The sequence below is a fragment of the Polynucleobacter antarcticus genome (assembly GCF_013307245.1).
Lineage (GTDB): Bacteria > Pseudomonadota > Gammaproteobacteria > Burkholderiales > Burkholderiaceae > Polynucleobacter > Polynucleobacter antarcticus.
On the sequence record NZ_CP028941.1, the window covers coordinates 2,104,136 to 2,124,069 of the forward strand.

General features: G+C 43.5%; 25 protein-coding genes. 12 read left to right on the top strand and 13 right to left on the bottom strand.

Annotation, left to right across the window (positions count from 1 at the left end):
- Positions 1–23 precede the first annotated feature (23 nt).
- From mreC to rodA, 4 genes are read left to right on the top strand one after another with little or no spacing between them, the layout of a single operon-like run.
- On the top strand, positions 24–947 hold the full coding sequence (gene mreC, locus DCO16_RS10865; protein WP_173943658.1) for a rod shape-determining protein MreC: 924 nt from the start codon (positions 24–26) through the stop codon (positions 945–947).
- Entirely contained in the window at positions 944–1,468 is a 525-nt protein-coding gene (gene mreD, locus DCO16_RS10870) for a rod shape-determining protein MreD (RefSeq protein WP_173943659.1), read from the top strand. The genes mreC and mreD overlap by 4 nt, the downstream gene beginning before the upstream one ends.
- Before the next feature lie 8 nt (positions 1,469–1,476).
- A complete protein-coding gene (gene mrdA / locus DCO16_RS10875) occupies positions 1,477–3,384 on the top strand; it encodes a penicillin-binding protein 2 (RefSeq protein WP_173943660.1) in 1,908 nt (635 codons plus the stop codon).
- Positions 3,366–4,517: a rod shape-determining protein RodA gene (gene rodA / locus DCO16_RS10880; protein ID WP_173943661.1), complete on the top strand. Its 1,152-nt coding sequence runs from the start codon at positions 3,366–3,368 to the stop codon at positions 4,515–4,517. The genes mrdA and rodA overlap by 19 nt, the downstream gene beginning before the upstream one ends.
- Positions 4,518–4,598: 81 nt before the next feature.
- On the opposite strand, the gene DCO16_RS10885 is transcribed toward rodA, so the two are convergent.
- Both DCO16_RS10885 and DCO16_RS10890 read right to left on the bottom strand, forming a co-directional pair.
- Positions 4,599–4,883, bottom strand: a complete 285-nt coding sequence (locus DCO16_RS10885; protein WP_173943662.1) for an HU family DNA-binding protein — start codon at positions 4,881–4,883, stop codon at positions 4,599–4,601.
- A gap of 112 nt (positions 4,884–4,995) precedes the next feature.
- Positions 4,996–5,361 (bottom strand): DUF8785 domain-containing protein, encoded by a 366-nt coding sequence (locus tag DCO16_RS10890; protein WP_173943663.1) that lies wholly within the window; start codon positions 5,359–5,361, stop codon positions 4,996–4,998.
- Positions 5,362–5,446: 85 nt separating this feature from the next.
- On the opposite strand from DCO16_RS10890, the gene DCO16_RS10895 reads away from it, so the two are divergent.
- Positions 5,447–6,379, top strand: a complete 933-nt coding sequence (locus DCO16_RS10895; protein WP_254598050.1) for an aspartyl/asparaginyl beta-hydroxylase domain-containing protein — start codon at positions 5,447–5,449, stop codon at positions 6,377–6,379.
- A 3-nt stretch (positions 6,380–6,382) separates the two neighbouring features.
- Here DCO16_RS10895 and DCO16_RS10900 read toward each other — a convergent pair whose 3' ends face one another.
- A complete protein-coding gene (locus tag DCO16_RS10900) occupies positions 6,383–6,679 on the bottom strand; it encodes a DUF167 domain-containing protein (protein ID WP_217426668.1) in 297 nt (98 codons plus the stop codon).
- Positions 6,680–6,701: 22 nt separating this feature from the next.
- Between DCO16_RS10900 and can the strand changes: the two genes are divergently transcribed.
- The 6 genes from can to DCO16_RS10930 all read left to right on the top strand — a co-directional run bounded on the left by can (position 6,702) and on the right by DCO16_RS10930 (position 12,106).
- On the top strand, positions 6,702–7,367 hold the full coding sequence (gene can / locus DCO16_RS10905) for a carbonate dehydratase (RefSeq protein ID WP_173943664.1): 666 nt from the start codon (positions 6,702–6,704) through the stop codon (positions 7,365–7,367).
- A gap of 8 nt (positions 7,368–7,375) precedes the next feature.
- Complete coding sequence (locus DCO16_RS10910) at positions 7,376–8,263, top strand: LpxL/LpxP family acyltransferase (protein WP_173943665.1); 888 nt, start codon at positions 7,376–7,378, stop codon at positions 8,261–8,263.
- A gap of 55 nt (positions 8,264–8,318) precedes the next feature.
- A complete protein-coding gene (locus DCO16_RS10915; protein ID WP_173943666.1) occupies positions 8,319–9,056 on the top strand; it encodes a pseudouridine synthase in 738 nt (245 codons plus the stop codon).
- Positions 9,057–9,167: 111 nt separating this feature from the next.
- Positions 9,168–10,736 carry a peptide chain release factor 3 gene (locus tag DCO16_RS10920; RefSeq protein WP_254598141.1) on the top strand — a complete coding sequence of 523 codons (1,569 nt, stop codon included), beginning with the start codon at positions 9,168–9,170 and terminating at the stop codon, positions 10,734–10,736.
- A gap of 415 nt (positions 10,737–11,151) precedes the next feature.
- A complete protein-coding gene (locus DCO16_RS10925) occupies positions 11,152–11,346 on the top strand; it encodes a hypothetical protein (protein ID WP_173943667.1) in 195 nt (64 codons plus the stop codon).
- Positions 11,347–11,461: 115 nt separating this feature from the next.
- Positions 11,462–12,106, top strand: coding sequence for a histidine phosphatase family protein (locus DCO16_RS10930; protein ID WP_173943668.1), 645 nt, complete (start codon positions 11,462–11,464; stop codon positions 12,104–12,106).
- 9 nt (positions 12,107–12,115) lie between these two features.
- On the opposite strand, the gene DCO16_RS10935 is transcribed toward DCO16_RS10930, so the two are convergent.
- From DCO16_RS10935 to DCO16_RS10955, 5 genes are all read right to left on the bottom strand, one after another.
- A complete protein-coding gene (locus tag DCO16_RS10935) occupies positions 12,116–12,355 on the bottom strand; it encodes an Hc1-related histone H1-like protein (protein ID WP_173943669.1) in 240 nt (79 codons plus the stop codon).
- A 49-nt stretch (positions 12,356–12,404) separates the two neighbouring features.
- Positions 12,405–12,959: a peroxiredoxin gene (locus DCO16_RS10940; protein ID WP_173943670.1), complete on the bottom strand. Its 555-nt coding sequence runs from the start codon at positions 12,957–12,959 to the stop codon at positions 12,405–12,407.
- Between the two features lie 23 nt (positions 12,960–12,982).
- A complete protein-coding gene (locus tag DCO16_RS10945) occupies positions 12,983–13,672 on the bottom strand; it encodes a haloacid dehalogenase type II (RefSeq protein ID WP_367652071.1) in 690 nt (229 codons plus the stop codon).
- A gap of 26 nt (positions 13,673–13,698) precedes the next feature.
- Complete coding sequence (locus DCO16_RS10950; RefSeq protein WP_173943671.1) at positions 13,699–14,550, bottom strand: DMT family transporter; 852 nt, start codon at positions 14,548–14,550, stop codon at positions 13,699–13,701.
- A 127-nt stretch (positions 14,551–14,677) separates the two neighbouring features.
- A complete protein-coding gene (locus DCO16_RS10955) occupies positions 14,678–15,523 on the bottom strand; it encodes a class II aldolase/adducin family protein (protein WP_173943672.1) in 846 nt (281 codons plus the stop codon).
- 138 nt (positions 15,524–15,661) lie between these two features.
- Here DCO16_RS10955 and DCO16_RS10960 point away from each other — a divergent pair, with 138 nt between their 5' ends.
- Complete coding sequence (locus DCO16_RS10960) at positions 15,662–16,543, top strand: LysR substrate-binding domain-containing protein (protein ID WP_173943673.1); 882 nt, start codon at positions 15,662–15,664, stop codon at positions 16,541–16,543.
- Positions 16,544–16,560: 17 nt separating this feature from the next.
- Here the strand turns inward: DCO16_RS10960 and DCO16_RS10965 are convergent, their stop codons facing one another.
- The 5 genes from DCO16_RS10965 to DCO16_RS10985 all read right to left on the bottom strand — a co-directional run bounded on the left by DCO16_RS10965 (position 16,561) and on the right by DCO16_RS10985 (position 19,786).
- Positions 16,561–17,409 (bottom strand): methyltransferase domain-containing protein, encoded by an 849-nt coding sequence (locus DCO16_RS10965; RefSeq protein ID WP_173943674.1) that lies wholly within the window; start codon positions 17,407–17,409, stop codon positions 16,561–16,563.
- 33 nt (positions 17,410–17,442) lie between these two features.
- Positions 17,443–17,790 carry an AzlD domain-containing protein gene (locus DCO16_RS10970; protein ID WP_173943675.1) on the bottom strand — a complete coding sequence of 116 codons (348 nt, stop codon included), beginning with the start codon at positions 17,788–17,790 and terminating at the stop codon, positions 17,443–17,445.
- Positions 17,787–18,452: an AzlC family ABC transporter permease gene (locus DCO16_RS10975; protein WP_173943676.1), complete on the bottom strand. Its 666-nt coding sequence runs from the start codon at positions 18,450–18,452 to the stop codon at positions 17,787–17,789. The genes DCO16_RS10970 and DCO16_RS10975 overlap by 4 nt, the downstream gene beginning before the upstream one ends.
- Before the next feature lie 98 nt (positions 18,453–18,550).
- Positions 18,551–18,760: a hypothetical protein gene (locus DCO16_RS10980; RefSeq protein ID WP_173943677.1), complete on the bottom strand. Its 210-nt coding sequence runs from the start codon at positions 18,758–18,760 to the stop codon at positions 18,551–18,553.
- A 543-nt stretch (positions 18,761–19,303) separates the two neighbouring features.
- A complete protein-coding gene (locus tag DCO16_RS10985) occupies positions 19,304–19,786 on the bottom strand; it encodes a cupin domain-containing protein (RefSeq protein WP_173943678.1) in 483 nt (160 codons plus the stop codon).
- Positions 19,787–19,934 lie beyond the last annotated feature (148 nt).

Consider the following 19,934-nt stretch of genomic DNA (forward strand, 5'->3'; position numbering starts at 1 on the left):
CGACACTCATATCGATTAGGGCATTGCAACATAGCGCTCCCCCCCTTTTCAGGCAAGGTGTTCCCGCCTTAGTTAAGCTGATTGTCTGCCTGTCTATCAGCATCACATTGATGCTGATAGATTTTCGTTTTAAAGCACTGGACCCAATTCGGGATAGCCTTAACTGGATATTGCGTCCGCTCGAATATGTGATGGTCATGCCACGTAATATGTACGAGGCTACTTCAGACTATTTCACTACCCGTGGAACGCTCGATCGTGAAAATCAAACCATGAAAATCAGGCAAGCTGAGTTGTCTTTACTTGCCAACCAATCTGAATTTCTAGTGGTTGAAAACCAAAACTTACGTCAATTAATGGATCTGCAAAAACAGCTCCCATTCAAAACGCTACCTGTTGAAATCTTATTCAACCCCACCAATCCAATGTCACAAAGAATCGTGATCAACCGTGGTAGCACGGATGGCCTGAAGCAAGGTAACCCTATTGCAAACGACGCTGGTATCTTAGGTCAAGTAGTACGTCTGTATAGCAACTCTGCTGAAGTTTCTCTACTGGAAGATCGTGATTTTGCAGTTCCAGTTCAGGTTGCCCGCAATGGCTTAAGAGCTTCTGTATTTGGGGCTGGGCGTGGTAACCCTTTAGAGCTCCGTTATCTTCCTGTAGCGAGTGACCTTGAAGTTGGTGACATCCTGATTACCTCTGGTATTGATGGTGTGTACCCGCCAGGGTTTGCAGTCGCCGTGATCAGCCGCATTGAACGCAATGCAGATAAAAACTCATCGAATGTATTTTGTGAGCCGGTCACACCGGTCAACCGCTATCGCCAAGCATTAGCGCTACTTTATGATCCACAGTGGGATGCTAAAGCCTCCACTGGCTACCCTGCGGCACCACTTACCAATACTCCTGGTAGACGTCAAACGCGCACTCGAGGCATGCAATGATTGACTTTCAGAGTGGATACATTCTTCGGCCAGTCAATCCAGCCTTTGTTTATTTCAGTCTGTTTTGTGCGCTTCTATTAAATCTTTTACCGATTGGTAATTACAGCTGGGTACCAGACTGGCTCATCATTTGCATTGTGTTTTGGAATATTCACCAGCACAAATATGTGGGTGTCATTACAGCCTTCATTCTTGGCTTATTGATGGATGTACATAATGCCGATCTGCTAGGAATACATGCCTTTAGCTATTCACTGGTCGCCTATCTTGCGATTTCTTGGCACAGGCGCATTGTTGCCTTAGCCATTTTGACGCAAGCCTTGCACCTGATCCCTATCTTTCTTTTAGTCTCCTTATTTCCAGTATTGGCACACTGGCTACTTAGTGGTGAGGTGTATTGGTGGGCACTGTCTGGTTCGATACAAGCCCTACTAGAAGCAATGTTGTGGCCCTTGGTAACACGCATCTTGCTCTCACCCCAACGTCGTCCCATCGACGTTGACCATAACCGTCCTATTTAATCGGCAGCATGGTTTCTTTTAAAAAACCCAATTTGGATTCCTTTCAAGGGCGCATTCACATTGCGACCCTGTTTGTTACGTTTTGTTTTTTAATATTGGTGACACGCTTAGTGTGGCTTCAACTCATCAGCCACAATAAATATGCGCTGCAGGCTGAAAATAATCGGATTGCTTTAGTTCCTGCCCCAGCAAATCGTGGCCTTCTCATAGACCGCAATGGCATTGTGATTGGCCGAAACTATTCCGCACTTACCCTGGACATCAATGCCGAAGAGATTCAAGGCAATGTAGACACCCTCATCGATGAACTCTCTCAAATTGTGATGATTTCCCCAAAGGATCGTCGTAATTTCAAGCGTTCGCTGGAAGATTCCCGAAAAATGGGGACATTTCCACTCCGTTCGATGCTCACTGAGGCAGAAACAGCCCGCTTTATGGCGAATCGCTACCGCTTCCCTGGCGTCGAGATCCGCGCCCGTAACTTTCGCGAATACCCTTATAACGAATTGGCCTCTCATTTAATTGGCTATATCGGCCGTGTTTCTAAGGCAGATAAAGAACGCATGCAGGCTGAAATAGAAAATGCCAAGGCTGATGATCCAAGCGCTTTACAAACTTCCTTCTTGCCTGGAATTCAGTATGTAGGAAAAATTGGTATTGAGCAAAGCTATGAAGAGGTGTTACGTGGTACGCCCGGATATGACCAAGTAGAAATTACTGCAGGCGGGAAACCAGTGCGGACATTGTCGAGCTCACCTTCAGTGCCCGGAAAAAATGTCGTACTGTCTATCGATATTAAATTACAGTATTTAGTGGAACAACTCTATGGAAACTTTCGGGGTGCATTTGTTGCCATCGAACCGGCTACTGGTGATATCTTGGCATTTGTCTCTAAACCTAACTTCAATCCTAATGATTTTGTTGAAGGGATTGATGCTATTACTTGGAAAGAGTTAAATGACTCACCACAAAAGCCGCTGTACAACCGGCCACTTAAAGGAATCTATCCACCCGCATCGACCTATAAACCATTTATGGCACTGGCTGCCTTAGAAACTAAAAAGCGTACCGCTACACAATCTATAGCAGACCCTGGTTACTTTGTATTTGGTAACCACACCTTCCGCGATGATAAAAAAGGTGGGCATGGCATGGTGGATATGGAAAAATCTATTGTCGACTCTTGTGATACTTACTACTATCTTCTCGCGCGCGATATGGGCGTGAACATGATGCATGACTTCATGAAACCGTTTGGCTTTGGTCAAATTACTGGTATCGATTTACGTGGTGAATCTAAGGGAATATTACCCTCCACTGAATGGAAGAAAATAGCCTTCAAGAAACCCGAACAGCAAAAATGGTATGAAGGTGAAACGATTTCATTGGGGATTGGCCAGGGATACAACACCTTTACTATTTTGCAGTTAGCGCATGGTATGGCCAATATGGTGAATAACGGCATTGTCATGAAACCGCATCTAGTTAAGGCGATTGAAGATCCATTTACTAAAAATCGTACCCTCACCACACCAAAAGAAAGTTATCGCATTGATCTCAACCCAGAGAATATTGAGGTGATCAAAAAGGCCATGGTGGAGGTCAATAACTCCGGTACATCTGCGTCCGTCTTTAGAGGGGCCGGTTATAAGGTTGGTGGAAAAACAGGCACGGCGCAGGTATTCAATTTAAATGCAAAAGAATATAACCACGGCTCTACAGCAGAATTTTTACGTGACCATGCTTTGTACATTGCATTCGCACCAGCAGATAAACCTACCATTACAATTGCACTGATTGTAGAAAACGCTGGGTTTGGTGCGCAATACGCTGCACCGATTGCACGTAAGGCATTGGATTTTTATCTTGAAGGTAAATGGCCTAAGGAGATTCCTGAATGGAAAAGAGCGCCATAAGTAAAACCAAACAATTCTTATTCAGTATTTTCAGTGGCTTTGATCGCCAGCTAGGCCTTATTCTGCTTGCACTTGCAGCGATCGGCTTTTTTACTTTTTTATCTGCCAGTCAAAATACCCCTGTTCACTTTCAAGATGAATTACGCAATCTCATGCTGTCTTTCATGGTGATGTGGATTGTTTCTCGCATTCCACCGAAGTGGCTAGAAACAGCAGCGGTTTGGATTTACGTAATAGGAATTACATTACTCGTGGCCGTAGCCATATTTGGTTTAATTAAAAAAGGGGCGCGGCGTTGGATTAATTTGGGGATTGTGATTCAGCCTTCGGAGTTGATGAAAATTGCTACGCCCCTCATGTTGGCTTGGTATTTTCATAAACGTGAAGGCGTTCAAAAAGCCTGGGATTATGGAGTGGCAGCAATCATTCTTGGCATTCCTGTATTTCTGATTGCGCGTCAGCCAGACTTAGGCACTGCGCTATTAGTATTTGCGGCTGGCATGTATGTCATTATTCTTGCCGGCTTGCCGTGGAAGTGGATTCTGCCATTTATTGCTATTGGCACTTTTGGAATTATCTTAATTATTATTTTCGGTAATACAATTTGTGCCAACGATGTGACCTGGCCCTTGATTCATGCATATCAAAAACATCGTGTTTGCACTTTACTGGATCCTAGTAGCGACCCTCTTGGGAAAGGCTTTCATACGATTCAATCGATGATTGCGATTGGGTCGGGTGGATTTTTTGGTAAAGGCTGGTTTCAGGGGACACAATCACATTTAGAATTTATTCCAGAAAAGCATACTGACTTTGTGTTTGCAGTTTTCTCTGAAGAATTTGGCCTGCTAGGAAACTTAATATTATTGGGGCTTTTCTTTGCACTCATTAAAAGAGGTTTAGCAATATCTGCAAGTGCGCCCAATCTATTCACCCGCCTTCTAGGCGGTTCTGTCACTCTCATTTTCTTTACCTATGCCTTTGTTAATATTGGCATGGTTAGCGGCCTACTACCGGTTGTGGGGGTTCCCCTCCCATTTATTAGTTATGGCGGCACTGCGCTAGTAACTTTGGGGTTTGGTGCTGGCATCTTGATGAGCATTCATCGTCATCGGCGCTTAGTGCAAAGCTAAAAGAGATAGCTCACTTGCTTGCTGGATGGATGAGCAAACAAAAAGCCCGGCTAGCCGGCTTTTTTGTTAACAGAATAAAAATTACTTCTTACGCTTGTTAACTGAATCTTTAAATGCCTTACCAGCAGAAAACTTAACAGTTTTAGCTGCAGCAATTTTGAGTGGCTCACCAGTTTTTGGATTGCGGCCCATACGCGCTGCGCGCTTACCAGAAGAAAAAGTACCGAAACCGATCAGTTGTACTGAGTCGCCTTTAGTAACAGCTTTAATGATTGTCTCAATAGCAGAATTTAATGCAAATTCAGCTTTGGCTTTTGAGATCTCAGCGTCGTCAGCAATCGCTGCGATTAGTTCTGCTTTGTTCAAGTGAAGCTCCTTATATATATTGATGTCGGCGCACATTGCGCTAACATGATTTTAACCACAAAAAATTACAAAAATAAAGTTGCAATACAGCAATTTTATCAATTGAAGCCCGTTACTCTTCTAAAACGATAATATCTGATACAAAATACTCTGTGTCACCAAAGCATGTGGAAGGTAATCCAATGTGCTGGTCATATTTTAATGCTACTTTTTTACCAAGATTAGCATTTATTTTTTGTGCTACGGCATCATCACGCACCGTAAAGAGGAATTTTTCTGACATCGTTCCAGGCATTGAAACCATAGCAAGCTCTCCTTCCCAGGTCTTGCATATATATCCTCGGTGAGAGAATTTCTGTACATATCCAGCTCGATCACCACTGCCATAACTCCAATTCAACATGATGAAGGTATAGGCTGCCATCCCTACTAAGCCAATCAATACAAGGCTTAAGAGCCATTTTATGAAGCCATTCATGCGAATTTTCCTTAATAAATTATCATTCAGTATATGGGCATAATTCTACAAAATAGATAGGTATAGGCTCTTCAACCCAACTAAAATGGTTACGTTAACGCCAAACGGTCAATTTATGCCATTACGCCACCTCATTTTTTTACTCTTTGTTACTTCGGCTATTTACGTCTATTTCAGGGGGAAAGTGCGTTTTGGTGTAGTGCGCTCCCTAACTGACTATCAAGTGCTTCTCGCGCCAATTAATAGCCTTCTGTACCTATTTTCTAAAGTAAAGCCAGGGGCGTTTATTCCCGTAAAAGATTTCCCAGATCTGCAAGTCCTTCAGGACAATTGGGAGCTAATTCGAGACGAAGCGCTTGCCTTAAATGCAGAGGGCTCGATTGCGGCCGCAACCGGCTATAACGATATCGGCTTCAACTCTTTCTTTAGAACTGGGTGGAAACGTTTTCATCTCTATTGGTATGGCAAGGAAATGCCTTCAGCCCAAGCAAGCTGCCCGAAAACAGTTGCTCTGCTTAAATCCATTCCTTCTGTTAAGGCAGCCATGTTTGCCTCATTGCCGCCCGGCGCTACCTTAGTACGCCATCGCGACCCCTATGCCGGTTCATTGCGCTATCACATAGGTTTAGTGACCCCCAATGATCCCAAATGCTTCATTGATGTCGATGGTGAGCGCTACCATTGGAAAGACGGTGAGCCTGTGATGTTCGATGAAACCTATATTCACTATGCTGCCAACGAAACTGATCATCAGCGCATTGTCTTATTCTGCGATATTGAGCGCCCGGTCTACACCAAGCCTATTGCGCTATTGAATCGCTGGTTTGGGCGCTATGTCATGAGCGCCGCCTCTTCTCAAAATGTGGAGGGAGAAAAGGTGGGCCTTGTTAATGTGCTTTTTAAGTACTTCTACCACCTTAGAGCACAAGCAAAAAAACTTAAAGCCAGCAATCGTAGTATTTACTATCTTGGCAAGTGGGTGCTTATCTTGGGAATTTTATGGGCCATTTTTTGGTAAGGCTTAAGGACTCAAAATCTGAGCAATCTGTTCTGGTGTGATCGAACCCCATACTTCGACCCTTTTATTGCGACTATTTTGACCAGATAAAAACTGAATTTGCTTTTGTGGCACCTTCAATTGCTTGGAAAGCCAAGATAAGAGCATTTCGTTGGCCTGGTTTTCGATCGCAGGGGCTTGTAGAGAAATCTTTAACTGCCCATCATGCAGACCAGCAACTTTAGTTTGCTTGGCTCCAGGCTGACAGTACAGCACCAATGCAATTCCAGTAGGAGTTTGTTTTAACCAGCTAGGCATCATTAAAGTAATTTAAACTCAAACCATGATTATGAAGAACTCTCAGGCTTTAGAACAACTTTTTACCAATAATCGTGAGTGGGCTGCTGACATGATTGCAAAAGATGCTGATTTTTTTAAGCGTCTTGTCTCACAACAGGCCCCAGAGTATCTTTGGATTGGCTGCTCTGATAGCCGCGTTCCTGCAAACGATATTGTCAATTTACTGCCGGGGGAGCTCTTTGTTCACCGTAATGTGGCCAATGTCGTTGTACATACTGACCTCAATTGCTTGTCAGTCATTCAATTTGCCATTGATTTATTAAAGGTCAAGCATATTCTAGTAGTAGGTCACTACGGATGCTCTGGAGTGCATGCAGCGCTGACTGATAAACGCATTGGACTTGCAGACAACTGGCTGCGACATGTTAAAGATGTCCATCAAAAACATGGGCGGTACTTAGGTGATGCCATTCCGAGTCCAAAACGCCAAGATCGCCTGTGTGAACTCAATGTGATCGAACAAGTGGTCAATGTTTGTGAAACTACCATCGTTCAAGATGCCTGGTCTAGAGGACAAGACCTGACTGTTCATGGTTGGACCTATCGCCTAGAGACTGGATTAGTCAATGATTTAGGTATGTCGATTAGCTCTCCTGATGAAATGCATATTCGCTATGCTCAATCTCTGTCTCGCTACGAAGCGCATTAAACGTTCATTTGCTTAAAAATTTTTCAAACCACCTTGGAGTCCTTCTCCTTCGATTGCTAGCTGCACTTCCTTATGGGCTTCTGACCAATATTGGCCATGGCTTAGGTAGCTTAGCCGCGATGATCTCAAGTGAACGTAATGAGGTTGTCAAAACGAATCTACAACGCTGCTTTCCTGATTTAAATTCGCATGATCGAGATCAACTCCGCAAGCAACATTGGCGACTGCTCGGCCGAAGCTTGGTTGAAAAAAGTATTATTTGGTTCGGCAGCAAGGAGCAGCTAGCCAACATGATTGAAGTGCAATCTGAAGTAGATTTGAATGATAGACAAGCGCGCATTTTGGTGAACATGCATTTTGTAGGTATCGAGGGTAGTATTATTTTGAGCGCGCTTTCTAAAGAACAGGGTTGGCCACGTACCTCTGGGTTCTTTCAAAGAATGAAGGATCCTTTCTTTAACAAAAAAATTGTTGAATGGCGCAATCGTTTTGGCGGAAACTCGATTGATCGCCAAGGAAACACCATTGCACTGATTCGAGAAATCCGCCAGGGGAGCTTCATTATCATTGCCCCAGATATTGATTTAGGACTAAAAGATTCTACTTTTGTTCCCTTCTTTGGTATTCAAACGAATACGATTACAGCCGTATCTCGACTTGCCAGCATTACTGGGGCACAAGTGTGCATGATGATTACTACCCTTAAAGAAGATGGCTCAGGCTATATTTGTAAAATTAGCAAGCCCCTCGAACACTTCCCTACAGATAACCCTGAAACAGATACTGCAAGACTCAATCAAATTTTTGAAGCAGAAGTGCGCTTAAGGCCAGCAGAATATTATTGGGTTCATAAGCGCTTTAAAAATCGTCCGCCCAATGAGGCAGGCTTTTATTAAATTTTGCATCAACTAAAGTCCTTCCTCACTGAGACAATTGCCTGATAATCTCCTAATGGAAGAAAAAATTCGCGTATCTAAGCTGCTATCTGAATTGGGTCTTTGTTCGCGCCGTGAGGCCGACTCGTATATTGAGCAAGGCCTCGTAACCGTGGATGGTGAGATTGTGAATGAACTCGGTTCACGTGCATTTCGTCATCAAAAGATTGAGTTACAGTCCGGTGCAAAAGTCCAGCAGGCTTCACGGATTACCGTCATCCTCAACAAACCTGTAGGATTTATCTCCCATTTTGATGATGAGCAAGAGTATCAGCCCGCTGCCTCTTTGATTACCCCAGATAACTACTTTGCCAGCCCGCTAGATAAAGGACGAAACCCGCGCTTTAATACCCGCGGACTAGCACCTGCTGGCCGCCTAGATATTGATTCCACTGGCATGTTGGTCTTGACGCAAGATGGCCGTATTGCCAAGCTCTTGATTGGTGAAAATAGTCCGATCGAAAAAGAGTACTTAGTGCGCGTTGAGGGAGCCCTTTCCTTTGCTGATCTAGATCGCCTCAAGCATGGTCTTGAGCTCGATGGGGTGACTTTAAAGCCCGCCCAAGTGAGCTGGCAAAACGAAGACCAGTTGCGCTTTGTATTACGCGAGGGTCGCAAACGCCAAATTCGTCGTATGTGTGAAATGGTGGGCCTCAAAGTATTGGGCTTGAAACGAGTCCGTATGGGGCGTCTCTCCTTAGGCGCCCTACCTGTTGGTAAGTGGCGCTTTGTAAGGCCGGAAGAGCAATTCTGAATAGCAGCACCCGCTTATAATCCTGACTCTAGGATTAACTGCAGAATTACCATCGAAACCATCTCATCCAACACCCCTGGCGCAGAAGTTTTAAGGCGTCGCAGCTTTGCCATCATTTCTCACCCAGATGCTGGCAAGACAACGCTGACTGAAAAACTGCTGCTTTACGCTGGGGCGATTCAAATTGCTGGAAGCGTCAAGGCTCGTAAAGCCAGTAGGCATGCGACCTCAGACTGGATGGAGATTGAGAAACAGCGGGGAATTTCTGTAGCCAGTTCGGTGATGCAGATGGAATATCGCGATTGCATCATCAATTTACTAGATACCCCAGGCCATCAAGACTTTTCGGAAGATACCTATCGGGTACTCACTGCTGTTGACTCGGCATTAATGGTGATTGATGCTGCCAATGGCGTGGAGTCACAAACCCTCAGACTATTGGAGGTATGTCGCGCTAGAAATACGCCCATTGTGACGTTCATCAATAAGATGGATCGTGAAGTTAAGCCACCGATGGAGCTCATGGATGAGATTGAATCGGCTTTAGGTATTGAAGTAGTCCCCTTCACATGGCCCGTAGGCATGGGTAAATCCTTTGCGGGCGTGATTGATATTGCCCACTCACAAATGCGTATGTTTAAAGCGGGTGAAGATCGCGTGACAGAAAATTCTCATGCGATTGTTGATATCCATGATCCTGCACTGAAAGCACGCCTAGGTAGCGACTTAGAAAATGCACTGACAGAAGTAGATCTCATTAAAAATGCCATGCCTGCTTTCAACCTTGAAGCATTTTTAGCCGGCCGCCAATCACCTGTCTTCTTTGGCTCTGCCATCAATAATTTTGGCGTAAGAGAAATTCTCAATACCTTAGTAGAATTAGCGCCATCACCTGGACCACGCAAATCCTTACAACGTGAGATCAGCCCTGCCGAAGATAAATTTTCAGCGATGGTCTTTAAGATTCAGGCAAATATGGATCCAGCACATCGAGATCGGGTTGCCTTCTTGCGTATTTGTTCTGGGCACTTTCAGCGCGGCATGAAGCTCAAGATCTGCCGCAATGGTAAAGAGATCCGCACCAACAATGCCCTGTCCTTCCTTTCACAACGCCGTGACATTTTGGATGAGGCATTTCCTGGCGACATCATTGGATTGCCTAACCATGGGGTTTTGAGGCTTGGTGATACGCTCACTGAGGGTGAGCATCTACAATTTACCGGGCTACCATTTTTCGCCCCAGAAATATTCCGCATGGTGGAGTCTGCTGATCCCCTGCGCTCCAAACAGTTACGTACAGGACTTATGCAACTTGGTGAAGAAGGGGCAATTCAGGTATTTCGTCCGATGATGGGCGGAACGATGTTGCTCGGTGCATTTGGTCAACTGCAGTTTGAAGTGGTCAGTCATCGACTCCAAACTGAATATGGTGCTGAGGTACGTCTGCTACCTGCGCGTTACAACCTAGCGCGCTGGGTGAGCTCAGATGACCCCATTGCCTTAAAGAAATTTATTCAAGAAAATATCCACCGTATGGCAGAAGATGTTGTGGGGGCGTCCGTATTTTTAGCTTCCCATAAATCCGAGTTAGATGTTGCTCAACAACGGTGGGAATCCATTCAGTTCCATGCCCTGAGAGAGCATGCCGGCTTAATTTATCAATCTGATTTAGCGAGCTAAATCAGCGGGCTGGAGTAGATGGCCAATTGCAATCGAAGACGGCAATAAGTGCTGTGTCATTCTTTCTAAAAGCAGCTAGCTTCCCATATTGTGCACAGTAGGCATTAGCCTTTTGGGTCAAAGATTCTAGCGATGCACCATCACTATTAAGAAAAGTTACTTTGTTGGCATCTGAGGCATCTGTATAAACAGCAGCACAGCTAGACAAGCTCAATAGGCATAGGATTAAGAAGGGGATGAAGGATCTATAGGATGCAGGGGATATAGGGAATGTGAGATATCTCATGATGCTCATATCATAGCGCTTAGGCTAGTTAACTGTTATTCTGATTTATGATCACTATTCCGCGCCCTAGACAGGGGAATCTAATGAGCAAGCTCATAGATTCATCATTCCGACACTCTAGGAAATTATATGGCTGCTGGCCAAAATCAAAGAAATAGAAAAAACGACTCCATGCTCACAAAAACAGGCAAAGCAAGATTAGGCCCGCTTAATGATGCTCAGTTAAATAAATTACTCGAATCTAGTACCAAACCAAAAGAAAAAGCCAAAATTCAGCGAGCGCTTACTAAGCGCGGATCATCGCCGATCATCGCCACAGCATAATGCTCAAGCCCCGAAATATATCGGGGCTTTTTTTATGTTGTAAACCCTGTATCTATTTTTTACTTATTAGCTCCAGACCTTGATACTGAACTCGCAATGTCTTTATCATCACTACATGATTACAACGCGCCTTTGCCTCATTCGTCACGGCGAAACTACTTGGAACACTGAGAAGCGCATTCAGGGACATACCGATACGCCACTCAATATGCGTGGCGAGTTGCAAGCTCGTCACATGGCGCTGGCACTTAAAAATACCCCTTATAAATTTGATGCACTGTATACAAGTGATCTCAAGCGAGCAGCAGATACCGCTAATGCTATCGTTCATGTCTTTGGCATTAAACCAAATGTCACACCAGCTTTGCGAGAGCGTCATTTTGGCGCGCTTCAAGGGCTCGTCATTGAGGAGACTCCGCTAGCCAAGCCTGAGCTATGGCAAGCACATATTGCTAGGCAGCTTGATCATGAACTTGATGGCGGAGAAAGCATTGCGCAGCTGGCGCATCGTGTTCAGGGTGTGTTGAATGAGATGGAAGAACGACATCGTGGAAAAACCATTTTGGTGGTGAGCCATGGTGGCACCTTAGATATGATGTATCGCATTGCAAGTAAACAAGATTTACGTACTCAACGTATTGCTTCTGTTCCCAATGCTTCTTTAAACTGGATTGTTCACAATCATGACGGTTGGACCATCGAACAATGGGGCGACACCCGACACCTAGAGAGCGCCGCCCTAGAAAACGTCGACCTTTAGAGGCGATCCTTACTTTCTGATGTGAGCATGACGGGCAGCATCTTGAGACATGCCGGCACCTTTTGGTTTGCCTTCAAGCCCTTCTTTCTCGGCAGTAATTTCTTTACGGCGCTCTTTACAAGATCCAGCAATTTCTTGAAGTGCTTTACGCGCTCTGGCAGCTGAAGCTTTTACGCCCTTACCTTGAAACTTTTCATTTTCTGCTTGATAGGTTTCAAAAGCAGCAACTAATTTATCGTGATGAGACATAGTATTCCTTATCAATAATGATGTTTATAAATCTGATAGCTACTTTAACTCATAAGCCCTTTAAGTAATTCATTACCCACATCGGGTCGCTGTCACTGGGGAAAATAGGGTAATGAACAGCCTTAATAATGCTGTCATCCGCTATTAACGTAACGCGCTTTAACAAAGTCATTCCTGCTGCAACAAAAGTAGGCAAATTCAGCGCCTTCTGAAATTGATAATCTATATCGCTCAAGACCGGAAATGGCAGATGTAAACGTTCAGCCATCTCTTGTTGATATGCACTGGTTTGAACGCTCAAGCCAACAACCTCTGCACCTAGTCTCTGTAGCTCTTGATAATGATCTCTAAATGAACAGCTTTGTGGAGTACAGCCTCTAGCACCTGGGATTTGATCCCACCCCTCTGGTAAAGCTATATTAGGTTGACCAGTCATGGGGTAACAATAAATAACTACCTTACCCTTCATTGCCCCTAAATTGACCATCGATCCATTGGTTGACTGCAAGGAGATAAGGGGGATCTTCATACCCTTAAGATGGTCGGTCGCGCCATCATCTTGGGGAACCGGAAGATCTTTAGGGAGCTGGCTGTAATTTGTCATAGTGCGCTCAATTTCATATGTAATTAGATCACTCCTAACACTTGATTGAGTGAATTACCCTCAAATGTTGGTCGGTTTCCGATTTCTTCAAAAGGAAGACCTTGTCGATTCACCCAGAAAACATCTAGCCCAAACCAAGAGGCTCCAACTACATCCCATGCATTACTTGATACAAATAAAATTTCATTCTTAGAAACTGAAAAAGCATCTAGCAACAATTGATAGCTCTGCGGTGCAGTTTTAAACAGCTTCACCTCCTCGACTGTTACTACTTTATCTAGGTAGGGCTGTAAGCCATTACTTTGCACGACCGTGCTCAGCATATCGCGACTGCCATTAGAAAGGATGGCCGTAGAGATTGCGCGCTCTTTAAGTGCCTTTAATACTGTCAGGCTATCTCCAAAAGCGCTAAGCTTTGCGTATTGATCCATAAGACGCTTTTCATACTCTGGAGTCAGGACTAAATGCATACGTTTACAAACATAATGTAAGGCACGAATAGTAATCTCCCAAAATGGCAGGTAATGTTTGCTGCCCAGTGGATTGGGATCACTCATGGTCACTAAGCGCGTATATTCAATTTGACGATCTCGCCAGAGGTTTGCAAATTGCTCGCCTTGATTCGGAAATAACTCCTCAGCAAGCTGCCCCATCGAATACACATCAAACAACGTTCCATAAGCATCAAAGGCAATCACTTTATACAATCTCATCTCCAATATTTACTATTGATATTGAACTACAGTCTTTTTACCAACATCTTTTTTCCTAAAATGACGGTAGAAACTACCAGCACAGCAAATACTACATTCATCAAGGTCAAAGAGTCACCCAATAATATGCTAGCGGCAAGCAAGGTACAAAAGGGCTGAATGAGTTGGACCTGACTGACGCGGGCAATGCCACCAATTGCGAGCCCCTCGTACCAAAAGAAAAACCCTAAAAACATCGGAAATATACTTAAATAAATAAAGCTAGTCCAAGCTACCATTCCAGCATCTATATACAGTGGGTTACCGGTGTATATCGTCATCGCTATATTGATCGGCAATGAAATCACAAGCGCCCAAGAAATCACTGCACGTGGATTGATTTTTCGAGATAGTTCACCCCCTTCGACATAACCAATACAAGCACATAAGCCACCAAGCACTAAGAGGAGGTCAACATGCGTAAAGCTTCCTGAATTTTTGAGTAGCGCATACGACATGACTAGCCCAGCGCCCAATAAAGAAACCAACCAAAATCCAAGAGAAGGTCGCTCCTTAAAGCGCATGACTCCAATCACCGTGGTTGCTAATGGCATCATGCCCAAAATAACCGCGCCATGAGAAGAAGAGCCTTCTGTCATAGCAACCGTAGTAAAAATAGGAAAACCAAAAACAACGCCTAATGAAATCACTACAAACTTAGCAAAATCAATCCTTTTAGGCAGCGCTTCTTTTTTATAAGCTAGGTACGCTAAAGCGACTAGACCAGCCAGTGTGGCCCTACCAAATGCGATGAAGTAAGGATCAAAGCTTAATACTGCAATCTTACTAACTGGCAAGGTCAAGCTAAAAATGAGAATGCCAATAAACCCTATTAGCATTCCCTTACTCTCTTTGTTCACTTTAGCCTTATTGATTTTGTTTAATGGATTGTATTAACAAAACCTTAGTCATCGATAAAGCCCACTATTTCAACTCACCTCTTAAAGGTGTGAGTGCACCATTTTCCTAATCAAACATATCAGGCTGCGTCTCTTTGAGTAAACCCCAAATTGGCTGAAAATGTAACCAACCAACATATTCGCTTCCAACATTTTCACGACTATAACGTGCTACCTCTGGAGACAATAAGATGGGCTTTAAGCCACTAGCCTGCACAGCCATCTGTTGTTTGCAGCAGCGCTCCAATGCGATGAACCAAAAAGCAGCTGCCTCAATGCTATGGCGGCTCGCAGTAAATAATCCATGATTTTGATGAATGGCTGCCTTGACGCCTTTAAAAGCACTTGCTACTTTATGACCTGCTTTTACCTCTACTGCAACCTGTCCTGCCTCTTCCCGAATCACAACATGGTCTTCAAAGAATGCCGCTGTATCTTGCGTGATGGGTTGTAACTCTTGACCTAGTGAGGCAAAAGCGGTGCCATAAACGGTATGTGCATGACACATAGCCAACACATCAGGATACATTTCATGAACAGCCGCATGCAGAATAAAACCTGCCCGGTTAATGGCATGCTTTCCTTCTACGATGTTGCCTTTGTGATCGGCCAAAATTAAATTTGACATCTTAACTTGCTTAAAGTGCACTGCCATTGGATTGGTCCAATATAAATGGGGATGCTCTGGGTCACGAACTGTCAGGTGCCCTGCAAAACCATAGTCAAAGTCCTCGAGAGCAAAAGCGCGACATGCAGCAACCAGACGCTCCTTACGGTGTTGTCGCTCTTGTGCCATGCTCGTAAATTCTGGAATCTGTGGGTAAATTAAGTGCGCCTCATCTGGATCGTAAATAGATGCCTTAGGCTTTTGCCCTAATCCTTTTTTAAGGCCAATTTCAGCAACGGTATTCATGATTTATCCCTTTGTTTTAAAGCTAGTATTTTTTATATCATGGCTTTTTTGATGCTTTGGGGCAAGCAAAGACTATTCATATACACATGAATTTTATTCATGTATAACTATTAAACATGAAATTAAAAGGAAGCTTGCGTGCGCCGAATACCCAACTTTGTACTTTTAAGAGCTTTTGAAGCAGCGGCTAGATTAGAAAGCTTTACCTTAGCCGCCCATGAATTGAGCCTTACGCAATCTGCCATTAGCCACCAAATAAAAGAGTTGGAAGGCTATTTTGGGCGAGCGCTTTTTATTCGACGCAACCGAGGTGTGGAACCAAACTTAGAAGGTAAACGTCTGTTAGAGAGTCTTTCACGGGTCTTTGATGTGATTCAGGATGCGTGTAGTGAGGTGAGCTCAGCATCCACATCTCAAGTGCTGGCGCTATATTGCCCCCCAAGCCTAGCAGTGAATTGGCTAGGGCCGCGCCTTCCTGACTTTTTTAAGACGTACCCCAACATTACTATTCGTATGACATCGGGCTCTGAACCTGCAGACCTCAATCAGGCAAAGGAACTGGATATTGCCATTGCGTATGGGATGCCCCCCAAAAGGCCTGGAATAAGCGTGATCTCATTAGGCTTAGAACGAATTGCGCCGCTCTGCTCGCCTACTTTGCTCACTAAAAGACTTTCAGCTCGTGTTGCGCTTATAGACCTTCCCTTGATTGACTCACAACTAAGTCGCGTCATGTGGCCAAGCTGGTTCACTTTAAATAGTATGGAGCTGCCGAACAAACCCCGATCCTCATTTGACCGTGCCGCCTTAGTCATTGCAGCTGCCGTGGATGGTCTAGGTGTTGCATTAGAGAGCACACGTCTTGCGGAGCGTGCATTAATCAAGGGCGAGCTCGTAGAGATTGGTGCGGAGGAATTTATCCCAATTGAACAAGAGACGCATTTTATTTATTGCCGATCTAGTGAATGCAATCTAGAAAAAGTTAAAGTGTTTCAAGACTGGCTATTAGGAATGATTTAAAAAAACTACCCTTAACCTCATTCAGGTGCGCGACGAGCGAGTACTTTAAGGGCAGGATCATTATTTAATAGACCACGTATTTCTGAGCCATGAACTTGCCCTGTGAATACATATTTTGTATTTAAGTACGTGAACTCATAGGTCAAATCTATACCGTTAATTTTGCCTTCTTCAAAATAGATGGGGCGTTTGTCAGTAACTTCAATGTTGCCATCAAAAAATTGCTTCTTTTGTACTATGTTTAATCTTGTACCTTCGCCACTGGGTAAGCCTGTCACCATCCAATTGCCGTCGATAGCTGCTGGAACTACCCAGTAATACATCATCTCCCCAGTCGATATTTGACGCTCTTGATCGGGTATCCATGATTCAATTGGAAAAGTATTAGAAACCACTCGTGTACCAGGCCTCATCTTGAGGATCTTGGGCATCAGTTTAATGTTCAGATTTTCACCAAGATAAAGTGTTAAGACCGTCGCTTGCGAAAAGTCTTCAATAAAAATATCGCCCTGTTTAAAAGTAACGAGAGCTTGAACATTTTCACGCACTGCGTTGCGTTGTGAAAGGGCTACCAAATCAGGGTTATATTCAATACCCATAGCATGAGCTCTGTATTTTTTAGCAGCCTCAATTGGAATGACACCGTCTCCTGATCCCAGATCATAGAGAAGATCTTTTGAGCTCAGCTTTGTCATGACGAACATTTGATGTGCCATCTCCACCTGAGTGGGGATCCACATTACATCTTTACCTTGAGTCGCTCTTTGAAGCTCAAAGCGATCATCTCCATAATTTGTAGATGCGCAGCCAACAAGAAATAGGGCACATACCAATAGTGCTGCTCTTATGAGTGTGTGTATTTTCATTAGACTACTTTCTCATCAAATAAACTTGAGGAACTACATCAATAATTGATGAAAATCCTCGCCAGAGTAAAAGCAAGCATGACCAAAAAATATGGTTGCCAACATACTTTTTGTAAGCAAGAATCCCATTACTGCCGCAATTCCACCAAAAAACTGGGGTGAATATAGGTTGAGCTCAAATACCTGGGAAGTAGTCTGCTTCATAAAAATAAGCTCTGGAAGAACAATGGCTATCAATGCTGCAGTAGGGGCGTAGCGCAAGAATTCATGAACGGATTCTGATATATGAAATTTTGACCCTGCCAACAAAAAGAAGCCACGCGTTATGAGCGTTACTAACATCAAACCAAAAAAAGAAATCCATAACTCGACTGTACTCATGTATATCTCTTCTTCTGAATTTTATCCATCAGCATAGCGGCTAGCACTCCGGAAACTACTGAAAAAATAATAGTTAGGCGATAAGGGAAATTCACTGTGAGCATACAGGTAATAGCGGCTGCCACTGCAGATACAAGCGCAGTTTTATTTTTAATGGTGGGAACAATAAGCGCAATTAATGCCAAGGTACCGGCAAAGCCAATACCCCAAGAGCTGGGTATGTAAGCGCCAAAAGAGATAGCAAGCACTACCCCCACAATCCAAATACTCCAGTTGCTTATTGCTAAACCTAAGAAATAAAAAAGCTCGTAGGTTGATTTTTTATCTGAGCTAGCTGAAGGAAACTTTTGTAGAAAATTCGCAAAAGTCATATCTGTATTCAAGTATCCAATGATAGTTTTTTGAAAAAATGAATACCGCTTAAAGTGGGGTTGAATGGCAGCGCTAAATATCAAAAATCGTGAATTCACAATGAAGGCTGTGAGCCATATAGTCCAGTAGGGAAAATCTCCATTAATTAGTGGCATGACTGCTAATTGTGCAGATCCAGCATAAACCAAGATGTTAAAGGAAAAGGTTTCCAATGAATTTAATCCAGCACTGATTAAGGCAATATTCGTCACAATAGACCACGCTAGTATTGCTAGTGCGGGCTCGCGCATGGACTTAACACCTTCGAGAAAGTGCGGGTTTTTAAAAAACTTCAAGTGGCTTAAATGCTTTTCTATTCAAATATAAATTCACATTAAACATTATTACACTAGAACTTTCCCGCTCCAGCATGAGGGAAATAAAAATAAGTTGCTTTACATTGCTTAATAAAGATTGTTTGGTTCTTAGCAGCCCAGTATGGTTGCGAAAGAACATCTGCCAAGGCTGATTCTTTAATGGCAAGAGGTACGCCAACTTCTCCCATAAAAAACATGATGAGCCTCCCTAACTCTGCCCTATTTTTTCCAAAAATTGCCATTAATTCACTAATTCAAATGGCACCTCTTTGTTTCAGAATCAGCTCACTAACATTCTTATTTAGATCAGAGGATGCACAGATAGATGCGGACCTAGTCGCATCTCAAATTTGAGAATAGTAAACTCAAGATTTTGACTAAGGTATGGCGGTAATTTTTGTCCATCCCTCGAGTTTCTGGCGCCCTAAATAGTATCAAATAGATGCCAAGTTACTAACCGCCGCCAGTACAGGCAGGATTTTTATCTTGCCAAGAAACATTTGGAGAGCAGTTAATGCCAATGGTAGATGGTGCGGAAGATCCAGCACAGCTAACTAGAACAAGTAGCGTAGCCAACGATACAGTGGTTACAAAACGTCCTAATTACCTTCTATTTAGTCTATAGGTTTACAAAGAACATCACAAAAACACTAGCACCTAAAGCAGGATCCAACGTCTTGATGCACGGATAAACAGTTTGCGGGAAACCATTTATCCGCTGGGCCTTAGTGGAAGAGCCCTATGTAAAACATGTACCAACTATAGGTGCATAAGACATAGCTTGGTTAGTCTGGCTTCGCACATTCATCGGGCTTGATTTGGTCGGGGCTCTTTTGCCCAAGATACACACCAATTAATTTTACTGGCTGAGTGCCAACGGCCTTACCTAAATGGCACCAATTAATAGCCTCAATAAAAGATGTTCCAGCCTTAATAGTGCGCTTGCCCTTGCTTCCATAATCAACTTCAAGGACTCCAGATATTACATATGCAAAAAGAGGAACTGAATGTTTATGTAAGCTTGTTTGCCTACCTACGGGAATTTCAATCTCATAAGCTTTAATTAACGGCTCACCAACAGGATAGGAAAAGTTTTGACCTAGAATTGTCTTTGGTGATTCAGCGATGGCGATCACGCTAGCATTGATGTCCTCATAGACTACCTTTCCGTCTTCGTAAGTAGCTGACATTACTGCAGGGGCATTGACTAGTAGCATTACAACAGCTAAGTATTTGGACGTATTTAAAAGTTTTTTGATACTATTCATATTTTCCTTTTCGGCATAATAAATTCAATTACAAAATGTAATTTTGAAAAATGCGGACTAAATTCTTGATAAGCTAATGGTGCTCAATTTTTTAGTAATGTTTATAAAAGACAGAAATTAGCCATCAACATAATAGCTAACATCACCC